Origin of the sequence: Clostridium paraputrificum AGR2156 (assembly GCF_000424025.1) — a bacterium.
Classification (GTDB): Bacteria; Bacillota; Clostridia; order Clostridiales; family Clostridiaceae; genus Clostridium; species Clostridium paraputrificum.
Window position 1 is genome coordinate 482,804 of sequence record NZ_KE384122.1, and the last position, 13,145, is coordinate 495,948.

Genomic DNA, 13,145 nt, shown 5'->3' on the forward strand with positions numbered 1-13,145 from the left:
ATGAAGAAATTTAAGAAAATTATTAGCCTATTTATTCTAGGAATATTGATGAGCACATTTGTTGTTGGCTGTGGTTCAAATAATGTGGAATCTAAAGATAATAAAGTAACAGTTGTAGACCAATTAGGTAGGGAAGTTGAATTAGATGGTACACCTGAAAAAATAATCTCTAGTTATTATATTTCAACATCTCTTTTAATTAATTTGGGAGTACAGGATAAGTTAGTTGGAATAGAAGCTAAAGCAAAAACCAGGGAAATGTATAAGAAGGTAGCGAAAGAATTAATAGATTTGCCAGCAGTAGGTACTTCAAAAGAAATTAATATAGAAGAGTGTGCTAATTTAAATCCAGATTTAGTTATTATTCCTACTAGATTAAAGGAGTTCATACCTAAGTTTGAAGAATTAAAGATTCCAGTAATAGCTATAGAACCTGAGACATTGGATCAGTTTAAAGAAACAGTTAAATTAATTGGTAAGGCAGTAGGAAAGGAAGAAAAGGCTAATAAGCTTGTAAACTATTATGATGATACAATATCTAAGGTTAAAGAATTAAATAAGAACCTTACAGAAAAACAAAATGTATATTTAGCAGGTAGTGATAGTGTTTTAAAAACATGTACATCTAAGATGTATCAAAACTATATGTTCGAAGTATGCGGTGGAGAAAATGTTACAAAAGAGCTTACAGATGGATATTGGACAACTATTTCTGTTGAAGAATTAGTTAAAAAGAATCCTGATGTAATCTATATGGTTGGATATGCAAGTTATTCAAAAGATGACATTTTAAAAGATGAAAGACTTAAAGGAATAAATGCTATAAAGAATAATAAGGTTTATGTGTTCCCATCAACTTTAGAAGCATGGGATTATCCAACTCCATCATCTATGTTAGGAATTTTATGGCTTGAAAATAATCTACATCCAGATTTATATTCTAAGGAAGACTATATAAAGGATGCAAAAGATTTTTATAAAGAATTTTATGATATAGAAGTAAGTGAAGAGGAACTTGGCCTATGAAATTAAAGAAGTCTATATTATTACATGGAATAGTTCTTTTAATTTTAATATTAGTATCATTAAGTATAGGGAGATATAATATAGAGTCTAAAGAAGTTATTAAAACCTTGTTTAATATGGATGCAAGCTCTCAGGATTTTAATTTATTAATGAATATTAGAATTCCTAGAGTACTGCTTGTTGTAATTGGTGGTGGAGCCTTAGCATTATCAGGAATGGTATTTCAAAGTATATTTCAAAATCCATTAATTTCACCTGATGTATTAGGAGTTACTTCAGGATGTTCTTTAGGTGCAGTTGTAGCTATAGTATTATTTTCTTCATCAACAATATTATTACAAGTTATGTCATTCGTTTTTGGAATAGGAGCAGTGATTTTTTCAATGCTCCTTTCTAAAAATATGAAAAGCAATAAGGTTTTGGCCTTGGTTATTTCGGGTATAGTAACAGGAGCTATAGCTTCAGCTTTTATAATGATATTTAAGTATTTTGCAGATCCATATAAAGAGCTTCCAGCAATTGATTTTTGGCTTATGGGAGATTTTTATAATAGTTCATGGTCTAAGGTAGTTATAGTATTCATACTAACATTAATATCATCATTAGTACTATTTTTAGTTAGATGGCAGCTTAAAGTTTTAACCATGGGAGACACTCAAGCAAAATTATTAGGCGTTAATGTAAATGCAATTAGAATAGTTGCTATATTAGCAGCAACATTATTAGTTTCAGCTGTTGTTTCAGTTGCAGGGGTTGTAAGTTGGATTGGTATTTTAGCACCACATATAGTTAAGTCTTATTCTAAAGATGATATTTCAAAGATAATGCCAACAACATTATTAATGGGAGGAATATTGATGATAATAGCAGATACAATTGCAAGAACAATATCAACAACAGAAATTCCTATAAGCATATTAACTTCATTAGTAGGTGCTCCATTTTTAGTATATCTACTATGTAGAAAGAAGGGGTTAGTATAGATACATCTAAAAAATTAGTAATTGAAAATTTAAGTGTTAATTATGATGAAAAAGAAATTTTAAAAAATATAAACATCAAGTTGAAGCCAGGAGAGACAACTATACTATTAGGTCTTAATGGAGCAGGAAAGACAACTCTTTTGAAAACTATTTCTGGATTAGTAAAATATAAAAATGGAAAAATAAAATATGATAATAATGAGTTTTTAAAATGGAGTTATAAGGAAAGAGGAAAATTAATATCATATATACCTCAATATATACACACAAATCAAAACTATAGGGTAGAAGATGTTATTTTAATGGGGATAACGCCTTACTTGGGGATTTTTGACATGCCTTCAGAAGAACATTATAAGATGGTTGATGATATTCTAAAGAAATTAAATATTTGTCATTTAAAGAATAAGTGTATTGGAGAGTTAAGTGGTGGAGAAAGAAGAATGGTTTATCTAGGAAGAATACTTATGCAAGAGTGTAAAATCCTTCTTTTAGATGAACCTAATACATTTTTAGATTATGTAAGGCAACATGATTTTTTCTCATTTATAGATAAATTTATTAAAGATAATAATTTAATAGCCCTTGTAACTGTTCATGATATTAATTTGGCTTTGAGATATGGAGATAAAATTGTAATATTAAGCGATAAAAGTGTAGTGGAAACTATAGATTGTACAAAAGAGGGCTATGAAATAAAATTTGTTGAATGTGTGAAAAGGGTATATAACAGAGAATTGGAATTAATATATACAAAGGTAGGACCAATGGTAGTATGTTAAAAAATTCATGTATAAATATTAATGCCATTATTCTAGCTGCTGGAAATAGTAGTAGATTTAATGGAAATAAATTATTATCGATTTATAATGAAAAGCCCCTAGCAATGCATATCATAGAAAAGAGTTTTGAGGTTGGTTTTAAGGAAATAATTTTAGTTACACAATATAATGAGCTTAAAGAAATGTTAAAGGATAAAGATATTAAAATTATTAGAAATTGTATGTCAAACAAAGGTATATCTTATTCAATAAAGCTTGGATTAAAAGAGTGTAGGAATTGTGATGGGGTAATGTTTTTAGTATGTGATCAACCATATATTTCATATAAAACTATGAAGGATTTAATAGAAATATTTAAAGAAAATCCTGATAGAATAATAAGTTCTAAGTATTGTGGCAAACTAAGGAATCCTAATATTTTTCCAAAGAAATATTTTAAAGAACTTTTAGAACTTAATGGGGATATGGGAGGAAAAAGTATAATATTAAATGATTTAGATAATGTTTTAGAATATGAAATTAAAAATGAGCTTGAAGTTTTAGATATAGATACAAAAGAAGATTTAAATAAAATAAATACTTTAATTTAAGAAGACTTTTTAAAGTCTTCTTTTTTTGAATTGTAAATATATAACAAGCAAGGACGATAATATAAATAAGAATAGGAAGGGGGGAAGCCTATTATGTGGAGAACTACTGATATTAATAAGATTGTAAATAAGTATGAGGTAAAAAAGGTATATGGAGGAAAAAGACCGTCAAAGATAAGGGATGATGGATATAGAGATGAAGGAAAAAATAAGAGTTTTAAAGAAGCTTTAAAGGAGCAAAAAAAGGATAGTTCTAAGGAAGAAATAATAGTTCAAGCCAAGGAAGAACTAGAGGAAAGTGTTATTGTATCATCTTCACTAAGAAGCTTAATACAGAAAAACAATGTTTTAGATAGAATTATAGAAGAGGAAATTCAAAATCATCCAAATTTAAATAATTTAGTAGAGGATATTTATAAGGAAGAAAAATAAAAAGTGGAAGGTTTATCCTTCCACCTTTTAGCATAGTCCGCCTTTGCCTCCACCAGAGTTGTTGTTACCACCACAAAGATTTCCGCCTCCACCGCCACCGGCTTTAGCATTTGAAAAGTTTTGTTTATATGAACTAACTTTTTGATTAAGTGTATTCATAGCAGAAACATATTCGTTATTATAAGGATTAAGAGTTGCAGCCTTTTTTATATGGTTAACACCAGATTCAACCCATCCTTTCTTAAGTAACAATACACCTTTTAAGTAATTCCATTCTGCAGATGAGATATCAGAAACTAAATTAAGTCTTGCTTCAGCAGCAACGAAGTCATCATCTTCTATCATTTCACGTACTTCTTCGCAGGCGATGTTATGAGAGATTATTCTATAAGCTTCATTTGCTTCATTAAGCTTTTCAGTATAGAATGTTTTAATGGAATCGTCTTGAAGGTCATCAGTATTATAAGTTTGTACTATTTTTTGATAAGCTTGATTTACTTCACCCTCAGAAGAGTGAGGTAATACACCAAGTACTTTATAAGGATCCATAAATTTATATACTCCTTGCATTCTATTGCTTTGATATAAATATACTCATAGCTTTAATAAAATATGATTATATTTATCCATTAATCCTAAATTAATGACGTTTTCGATTATTTCCTTATTTTTAATTAAAGGTAAGTCCTTTAGTTTTTCACTACAGCTAGAAGCTAATGTCATTAATATTAAATCTACCTTTTCACTAACTATATCTAAGAGTTCTTCATAAGAATGCTTCTTTTTATTGTAAACTTTAGAAATAGGATTAAACTTACCTCCTTCCATATCTTCTTTTAAATCGTCAAAAGCATCAATTAAATATATCCATTTTCCAAAGTAATAGCCAAATAGATATAAGTTATTTCTTGCCTCCTTTCCATCATCTTTTAGCTTAAAAGGACATTCCTTAAGCACCTCCCCAACTATATGACTAAAGGGATGACAAATTTCATCAAGAGAACTAAAATTTCCACTATGCTCTAAGGAGTGAAGCTTATTTAGATTATCTTTAATGATAGTATCTAAATTATTATTAGATAGTTTTTTGTAATAAGGAGTAAGTGATTTTACTAATGCTAGACTTTTTAAGCTATTATTATCTAAATAGTCATCTAGAAGTTTGTAGTATATTAAAGCCATATTTAAATCTGTGGCATAGTCTAAAGCACTATTTGTTTCAATACATTCTCTGTTTTCTAATGGATGTTTAAGACATTTTGTTTTGAAGGATTTTGTATATTCAGAATTTAGTCCATCAATTAATACTGCAAAAAATGTAGCGTCATAGTTTAACCCAAGTCTGGGTATGTTTCCAAATTTATTTTTTATAGAATAGCACATGCCACAATAATAACTTCTAAACTTTTCGTAGTCTTTCAATTTAAGTTCACTCATTAAAGGTGTGATATAACCAAACATTTCTCCCCCTCATTCTAGAAATTGTTCTCTTATAAATTTATTAGCCTTCTCATAGTTATAGTTATCAGCTGTTAGTTTTAATAAAGGTACTTTAGTATAGTCATCTATCTCTATATCTTCTAGCAAAATTGGGTTTATTCTAAGATAGTTATCTCCAAGCAATTCACTACAATATAAATCCTCCAATGCAGCATCATCATTTAGTAGAACTGAAATTAAAGGTAGTTTAACCTTTGAAAAAGGTTTTATTGCCCATTGAAGAACTCCCCAATTTTTTGTGTTAGAACTGATTTTTTTAGGAGTTATTCCAGTTCCAATTGATAATACCTTAAAATCATCTAGGGTATATTTTCCTTTCATGTTGTGTAGTACAGTTATTAAAGATGCAATAGCAGGTGAATTAGTTAAAACACCTCCATCTATATAATTTTTATGAGAAGGAAAGTAAGTTGGAGCCGCTGAACTAGCTAGAGCTACATCTACTAACCTTTCATTTGAAGTAATATTTTTTGTTAAATTATTAAAGAATACTCCCTGCCAGTGATCTTGATTTACTCCTTTTAAATGAAAGGCAGGAATAAATACATATTTTTGGAGGTCATTTAAAGTAGCTTCTTTTGATATGGTGGATTCTATGAAGTTTTTCAAGCTTTTATCCTTATATCTTGGATGAAGCAAGTTAAATCTTTTTGGAGAAAATATGTTTTTTATATTCTTGTAGCAATATATATCATCTATTTCCTTGCCGTTAAATCCATAGGCTAAGGATAGGGCTATTAAGGCTCCAGTAGATGTTCCTGCAAAAAGATTTGTTTTTTTTAAAAGATTAGGATTATCCAAGTAAAGTCTTTTCAGTATTCTAGTAGATAAAGCTCCTTTTATACCACCACCATCAAAGGAGATAATTCTGAAAGTGGACAATCCACACCTCCTATATAATCATTCTAAGATTAATCTATGTTAATACTAGTAATATGGTTATTGGTAGTTGAAATTTATTTTTCTTTTTAAAACAAACTATTTATAGAGTAATTAAAATAAATAAGTTAAGAGCCTGTTTTTAATTGATATTATTCAATATAGAGATTTCATTAAGCTTTCCTATTAGGTTTTGTAGTTATATTTTTAGTTATTATTTAACAATAATCTAACTGGTCATTAACACCAATAGATACAAAATAATGTAGAATGTTAATTGATTCCAAAAGAAAATCACTATATATTGTGAGGAGGAGAATGAGATGAAAAATGTTAAAAAAAGAGTTTTAAGTACTCTACTTCTTGCCGGAATTACAATAACAAATGTAGTATCTGGCACAAGTGTTGTTTCTGCTTATGTAAAGGAAAGAGTAAATGTAATTGCAGAGTGGAAATTTGATTCAAGTAATATTGAAAGTGGAAGTATTGCCGATAATAATTTAGTTTTAAAAGATGTAAGTGGAAATGGAAATAACTTAAGAATAAACACCTATGGTAATGTAGATGATTATAGTAAATACATAAGTTTTTCTGATGATAAGATGTATGAAAGTGCTAAAGGAAGCGTAGTTATTAATGGAGATAGTGTTAATAAAATTGGTGCAGACTTTATTACTGTAGATAATGCACCTATCAATAAAGAAGAGTTTGAAAATGGGTATACAATAGAATTGGTTTATAAGTTACCTAGTGATTGGACAGTTTCAGATAGTTGGATGTCTCTTTTATCTAGACAAGGTGATTCTAAAAGTATGGATGAGCCTGAACTTGGAACCATGAATGTTGCAGTTTCTAACTGTAAGGAAATTCAATTTTTATCAGCGAATAAAGATGACAGTCATAAAATGGATTCAGCATCATGGTCTGTATCTATGGACAAGGGTGGCGTTTGGTACCATATTGCAATAGTTAATGATAATAAAACTATTCGTACTTTTGTAAATGGAGCAGAAGCATTTAGAGATTATGTTAGTGGTGATATGGTTGGTTTATATGCAGATCCTAATGACGGGCGTTTTAGAGTTGGATCTAGTTGGTGGAAAGAGGAAAATCAACTTTTAGATAAGTTTGCTAGGGGGAATTATCAAGAAATTAGAATATCTGAGGGGGCTTTAGATAAATCACAGTGGCTAGTTACTAATCCAGAAGAGTATGTTGGTGAGTATGGAAATAATGATGAGTTCTCTTTAAATGGTGAAAGTAATTATAATATGGTATTTTTACCAGACACTCAAAATACTATTAAATTTAGAAAGAATGTTATGGATACTGCAATGGATTGGATAATCGAAAATAAAAATAAAGCTAATATTATATCTGTAGCTAATTTGGGTGATATAGTTGAAAATGGTAATAATGAAGAGCAATGGAATAATGCTCTATTATTTAATAAGTTACCATCAGCTGGTATTAATTTACTTATGCAACCAGGTAATCATGATTGGCCAGAATATTTTGATAAGTATTTTGGTGGGGACAGTGAATATGGTAAGTTAACTAAAGATTATGTTGTTAGAACATCCCCTTCAGGACGTAGTAGTTATATGGTGAATGATGGTGGCTCTTATAAATATATGACTTTGTCCATTGATTATCATAGTTTTGATACTGATTTATCATGGGTTGAAGAGGTTTTATCAAATACTAATATACCTACCATTGTTACAAGCCATGATTTACAAAACTGTTCAGATACTGCGCCTAGTGATATTAAGTTAAGTGAAAAAGGAAAAGAAGTTTGGAATGTAGTAAAGAAGTACAATCAGGTATTTATGATGATTGGTGGACATAGTCATGGGTCAGGGGATGAAATTTTAATTAATGACTTTGGTAATGAAGTATTTAATGTATTAGCTGATTATCAATTTGCATATAATGGTGGAAATGCTTTATTTAAATTTGCAGAGTTTGATGAAAATACAAATAAGATTTATCTTTCAACTTTTTCGCCATACGCAGCAACTTTAAGTGAAGATGAAAGAACTTTCTTTGATGTAAATTATTTAACTGGTGATGGAAATTATAGTGAGCTTAATATTAACTTTACAGAAAGATTTGCTGGAATGGAGAAATCAGACTTAATAAATAAAAGCTTAGAAGAATTAAAATCATTAGTGGAAAAAGCAGAATCCTTGAATAAAGATAAATATACTTATGAAAGTTTCAATGCTTTAGAGGAAGTTGTATATAAAGCTAAAGCTATATTAATAGATAAAAATATAAACTATAATATAGTTTTAGATACTGTAAAAACATTACAAAATGCAATAGATAATCTTAAGATAATAGAAGATAAGCCTTCTAATGATGAAGAGAGTAATAAGCCAGGTGGTAGCCAAGAAAATAATAAACCAAATGGCAGTCAAGATAATAGTTTTGGAAATAATTCTAATAATAACTTACCTAAAACAGGTGATTCAAGTTCAGTGTTATATACTTTACTTTCATTACTAGCTGCTTTGGGTGGAGTTATAAAGTATGGGAAAAGAAGAGATAATATTAGAGTAAATTAAAAATAAAATTAACTATTAAAATACCGTATTATTCAACGAATATGCGGTATTTTTTTGGTAAACATATTAGGGAGAAAAATAAAAAGGTAGGTATTAGGCTTTAAAAATATAAATATATAGGATATAAATTAAAATAGTAGAGGAAGTATTGTATAATTATGTAATAGGTTAAAAAGTAGGAGGCAAGGCATGAAGAAGAATGCATCTCAAAGAGAATTTAAAAAGCTAAAAAGTCAAATTAATCAAATAGAAGAAATAGCTCATCATTCAAAGGGTGGAGCATTAATGGAACATGAATCTACAGTTAGAAAGAAAATACTTCTTCTTATGGGAATGAAGAATGAAGGGTTTAAAGAGTATAAGGATTTATTAGAAAGATATGAAGAATTATTAGAATACATAGCTAAAAAAATACTAGAAAACTATAATAAGAAAAACAATTGTGATTTTGATTATTATCAAGTTGTGAGAGGAAACTATAATAGTCTTTTGAACTCAGGTATAATGACTGTTTTAACTAAACAGCATATTCCAAAGATGGTTTCAGAAGAATTTGAAGAAAACTTCCCTAGGAATCCTAAGGATGAATATAGAGAAGCACGTGGCATGAGAAGAAAATTTGTAATTCATCTTGGGGACACTAATACAGGTAAAACTTATAATGCCATTCAAAGGCTTAAGGAATGTGATAAAGGTGTATATTTATCACCTCTTAGAATTCTTGCTCTTGAGAATTATGAAAGGCTAAATAATGAGGGAGTGTTATGCGACCTTCAAACAGGAGAGGAAGAGTTAATAACAGAGGGGGCTACTCATGTGTCTTGTACTATTGAAAAGCTTGATTTAAAAAGACAATATGATGTGGCAGTAATTGATGAAATCCAAATGATTGATGATTCTCAAAGAGGAGCAGCATGGAGTAGGGCACTTCTTGGTGTAAGAGCTAAGGAGATTCATGTGTGTGGAGCATCAAACTCTAGAGAAATTTTAGAAGAGATCATAAATGATTGTGGAGATCCATATGAAATTATAGAGTATAAAAGAAGAATACCTCTTGAGGTTCAAGATAAGGCTTTTAATTATAATGAAGTAGAAGAGGGAGATGCCATTGTAGTATTTTCAAAAAAGAGAGTTTTAGAATTAGCTGAAGAATATTCATCAAAGGGAATAAAGGCTAGTTTAATATATGGCGATTTACCACCTGAGGTTAGAAGGAAGCAGTACGAGCAATTTGTAAATAAGGAAACAAAGATATTAATTACAACAGATGCTATAGGAATGGGAGTTAATCTTCCAATTAGAAGAATAATATTTTTATCTGTTAAAAAGTTTGATGGAGAAGAAGTTAGATTTTTAACATCCCAAGAAGTTAAGCAGATAGCAGGTAGGGCAGGACGTCAGGGCATTTATGATGTTGGTTATGTGGTTTCAGTTGGTAATAATGCTGAAGTTATTAAGGATAAACTTATTAGGGAAGACAAAATTATTACTGAAGCAGTAATAGGTCCTTCAGATGCAATTTTAAGAATAAAGACATTACCTTTAATTGAAAAGTTAGCATTATGGAGTACAAGAAAAGAGGCTCTACCTTATTATAGAAAAATGGATATTAGTGATTATATTATTGTTTTAGATAGACTTAAGAAATATAGACTTAGGGAAACAATAGAGTGGAGTCTTTTAAAGGTACCTTTTGATGTAACCTCAGATGAACTGATGGAACAATTCTTATTTTACGTTGATGAATTATTTGTAGCTGAAAATGATGTTATATCGAGACCAACTATTTTAGGTGGAACATTAGATGAGCTAGAGATTTATTATCAGAAAATAAATATGTATTATTCTTTCTGTAAGGGATTTAACTTAGAGTTTGATGTTCAATGGATTTATGATGAAAGACTTAAAATTAGTGAAGAAATTAATGAAATATTGGTTAGAATATAAGAAAAAAGAGGTATGCGAGAGGATGATGCATACCTCTTTTTTGGTAAAAGTAATAATTTAGAGGTTAATACTATTATTGTCCTGCAGCTTGAGCAAATTTATTCTTAACCTTATCAATTGCAGGTTGTTGAACTTGTTCTAATTGATATAAGCCTTTTTGTTGCATTAATTTAAAAGTTTCATTTTGTTTTGTTAATGCTTGATTTAATTGGCTATTTAAATCTGTATGTAATGGTTCTGTAGATGATTCTTCTACAGCTGTATTGTATAGATTAGCTAAGTTTTTTTCTGTTGTAAGAACTTCAGTAATAAGCTCTTTATCAGTTAACCCATTCATTAATGACACCTCCTATTTTAGCATTGCATATAATTTTGCTATATTTTGCTTATGGTAAGCAGCTAATGCGGTAAAGTGATCTTTAAATTGTTGATCTTGAGCTTTTTGGGCAAAATCAGAACATATTTTATTAGCTTGGTCTTCGGCACCCAGTAAATCTTCAAGATAAAGTAATTCTTTTTGAGTCATTTAAAAAATCCTCCTTATGTTGATTGATACGAAATTATTTTCCCCTGAGAGGATTTATTTATTCTAAAGTATTTGGAGTTTATACATAAAATTTAGCTATGAACTTCTTTTAAAGATAAATGTTGTTAAGGTTATAAATTGTAAAAGTTGTCAAGAATTAGAGTGGGTGATATAGAATGATAAAATATGATTTAAACTTAAGAAATTTAGAGATCCACTTAAATAAAATTTTTGATATAGATTTATATCGAAGTATAAGGATTACAGAATGTCCACATTGTAGGTCTGAAAATATAATAAAGTTTGGATACTATAAAAATGTACAGAGATATAGATGTAAAGAATGTGGGAAAACTTTTTCTAATAAAACAAACACATCCTTTTATTATTCTAAGAAAAATTCAGAAACTTGGATAAAATATATTGAACTCATGTTGAAAAGAAAAACGCTAGATGAGTGCTCTAAAGAGCTTGGGATAAGTTTGCCAACAGCATTTTATTGGAGACATAAAATATTATTTTCATTAGCAAAAGTTAAAGAAGCTGAAAAATTAGAAAATAATATACATATATCAAAGATATTAATTAAAGAGAATTTTAAAGGTAAAAGGCAAATAAGGAATAAGGAAAGGAAAAATGTTTGGAATGTTATAGCAATGGATTCAGGAGACAATATAATATCTAGGCCAATATCTATTGGTATATGGAACATTGAAAATTTTAATAAATTATTTTATGAGAAAATTGATAAGGATGCCTATATTAATGCATATTTAGATAGGTACCTAGATGTAATAGCTAAGAAGCATAATGGAAGTGATAAAAGTAGGATAAATATAGAGCTATCAGAAGTATTGAAAAACTATAATAAAACCTTTAAAAACTTTTTGAAAGGTTATAGAGGTGTAGCAACAAAGTATTTAGTACATTACTTATATTTAGTAAATATTTTTGTAATAACTTTTGAAATATCATCTCTGGATCTTATATATTCATTGAATATTTATGACTCTTATATAAAAGAAAATGAAATAAAAAATCTAAAGGCCGTATAAAAAGTAACAACAATTAACTTAAAAAGATTTATAGGATATTTTATACAGCCTAAAGTATCATCATGTAAGGAATATATGACTTATTGGTATAATACAAATTCCTAATATTAATGAAAAAATATATAGTTTATTATAGCCATAGGCTCTGGCCTCTGGAATAAGTTCTTGGAATGCTATATAAAGCATAATTCCAGCAACTAGTGCAAATATAACAGCTAAAATTATTTCATTAATAAATGGTTTTAAGAATAAGAAGGCTAAAAAAGCACCTACAGGTTCAGCAATTCCTGAAATAAAGGTATACTTAAAAGCTTTACTTTTACTATTTGTAGAATAATATATTGGCATAGCAATAGAAATTCCTTCAGGAATATTATGAAGGGCTATTGCCATTGCAATGTAGATACCCAAAGTAGTGCTTTGATAACCTGATACAAAGGTTGCGATACCTTCAGGGAAATTATGTAGCATAATTGCAATCATAGAAACAAAGCCTACTCTATAAAGGTCACCACCTTTTTTATCTCCTTCAGGAATGAAGTGGTCTATTAAGAATGCTATAAGAACTCCTATAATCATAAATAATAAGGATAACAGTACTCCCATTAAGTGCCCTTCCTGCTTAACTAAGGTTTCCTGAGCCGAAGGATATAAATCTGTAAAAGATATTGTTATCATAACCCCAGCAGAAAAAGCAAGAGCAAAGGTGATTAGCTTCTTATTTGAAGATTTTGAAAAGAAAACTATAAATGCACCTATAACAGTAGATAATCCTGCTAGTAATGATAATAATAATGAAATCATTGATTGACTATCAAACATAATACAACTCCTAAAAATTTCTTATCTACC

General features: G+C 29.0%; 14 protein-coding genes. 8 read left to right on the plus strand and 6 right to left on the minus strand.

Annotated features, from left to right (window positions below):
* The 5 genes from G594_RS0117100 (at position 1) to G594_RS0117120 (ending at position 3,813) form a co-directional block, all read left to right on the plus strand.
* Positions 1 to 1,026, plus strand: a complete 1,026-nt coding sequence (locus tag G594_RS0117100) for an ABC transporter substrate-binding protein (RefSeq protein ID WP_027099665.1) — start codon at positions 1 to 3, stop codon at positions 1,024 to 1,026.
* Positions 1,023 to 2,009: a FecCD family ABC transporter permease gene (locus tag G594_RS0117105; RefSeq protein WP_027099666.1), complete on the plus strand. Its 987-nt coding sequence runs from the start codon at positions 1,023 to 1,025 to the stop codon at positions 2,007 to 2,009. Before G594_RS0117100 ends, G594_RS0117105 begins: the two co-directional genes overlap by 4 nt.
* Before the next feature lie 56 nt (positions 2,010 to 2,065).
* A complete protein-coding gene (locus G594_RS0117110; protein WP_278244172.1) occupies positions 2,066 to 2,791 on the plus strand; it encodes an ABC transporter ATP-binding protein in 726 nt (241 codons plus the stop codon).
* Positions 2,785 to 3,381: a nucleotidyltransferase family protein gene (locus G594_RS0117115; RefSeq protein ID WP_034867039.1), complete on the plus strand. Its 597-nt coding sequence runs from the start codon at positions 2,785 to 2,787 to the stop codon at positions 3,379 to 3,381. The genes G594_RS0117110 and G594_RS0117115 overlap by 7 nt, the downstream gene beginning before the upstream one ends.
* 93 nt (positions 3,382 to 3,474) lie before the next feature.
* On the plus strand, positions 3,475 to 3,813 hold the full coding sequence (locus G594_RS0117120) for a hypothetical protein (RefSeq protein WP_027099669.1): 339 nt from the start codon (positions 3,475 to 3,477) through the stop codon (positions 3,811 to 3,813).
* Between the two features lie 27 nt (positions 3,814 to 3,840).
* Here G594_RS0117120 and G594_RS0117125 read toward each other — a convergent pair whose 3' ends face one another.
* Genes G594_RS0117125 through G594_RS19320 form a run of 3 tightly spaced genes read right to left on the minus strand, consistent with a single transcriptional unit; the run spans position 3,841 to position 6,195 of the window.
* Positions 3,841 to 4,362: a J domain-containing protein gene (locus G594_RS0117125; protein ID WP_027099670.1), complete on the minus strand. Its 522-nt coding sequence runs from the start codon at positions 4,360 to 4,362 to the stop codon at positions 3,841 to 3,843.
* A 45-nt stretch (positions 4,363 to 4,407) separates the two neighbouring features.
* Complete coding sequence (locus tag G594_RS0117130; protein ID WP_027099671.1) at positions 4,408 to 5,274, minus strand: DUF5685 family protein; 867 nt, start codon at positions 5,272 to 5,274, stop codon at positions 4,408 to 4,410.
* 9 nt (positions 5,275 to 5,283) lie between these two features.
* Positions 5,284 to 6,195 (minus strand): patatin-like phospholipase family protein, encoded by a 912-nt coding sequence (locus tag G594_RS19320; RefSeq protein WP_051196073.1) that lies wholly within the window; start codon positions 6,193 to 6,195, stop codon positions 5,284 to 5,286.
* Positions 6,196 to 6,515: 320 nt separating this feature from the next.
* On the opposite strand from G594_RS19320, the gene G594_RS19325 reads away from it, so the two are divergent.
* Together G594_RS19325 and G594_RS0117145 are read left to right on the plus strand one after the other, a co-directional pair.
* A complete protein-coding gene (locus G594_RS19325) occupies positions 6,516 to 8,765 on the plus strand; it encodes a LamG-like jellyroll fold domain-containing protein (RefSeq protein WP_051196074.1) in 2,250 nt (749 codons plus the stop codon).
* 189 nt (positions 8,766 to 8,954) lie between these two features.
* Positions 8,955 to 10,712 (plus strand): SUV3 family DEAD/DEAH box RNA helicase, encoded by a 1,758-nt coding sequence (locus tag G594_RS0117145; protein WP_027099672.1) that lies wholly within the window; start codon positions 8,955 to 8,957, stop codon positions 10,710 to 10,712.
* 73 nt (positions 10,713 to 10,785) lie between these two features.
* Here the strand turns inward: G594_RS0117145 and G594_RS0117150 are convergent, their stop codons facing one another.
* Both G594_RS0117150 and G594_RS20230 read right to left on the minus strand, forming a co-directional pair.
* Entirely contained in the window at positions 10,786 to 11,049 is a 264-nt protein-coding gene (locus G594_RS0117150; protein WP_027099673.1) for a spore coat protein, read from the minus strand.
* A gap of 12 nt (positions 11,050 to 11,061) precedes the next feature.
* Entirely contained in the window at positions 11,062 to 11,238 is a 177-nt protein-coding gene (locus tag G594_RS20230; protein ID WP_155849330.1) for a hypothetical protein, read from the minus strand.
* 176 nt (positions 11,239 to 11,414) lie between these two features.
* On the opposite strand from G594_RS20230, the gene G594_RS0117160 reads away from it, so the two are divergent.
* Positions 11,415 to 12,293: an IS1/IS1595 family N-terminal zinc-binding domain-containing protein gene (locus G594_RS0117160; protein ID WP_027099674.1), complete on the plus strand. Its 879-nt coding sequence runs from the start codon at positions 11,415 to 11,417 to the stop codon at positions 12,291 to 12,293.
* 60 nt (positions 12,294 to 12,353) lie between these two features.
* Here G594_RS0117160 and zupT read toward each other — a convergent pair whose 3' ends face one another.
* Complete coding sequence (gene zupT / locus G594_RS0117165) at positions 12,354 to 13,115, minus strand: zinc transporter ZupT (RefSeq protein WP_027099675.1); 762 nt, start codon at positions 13,113 to 13,115, stop codon at positions 12,354 to 12,356.
* Positions 13,116 to 13,145: the final 30 nt, after the last annotated feature.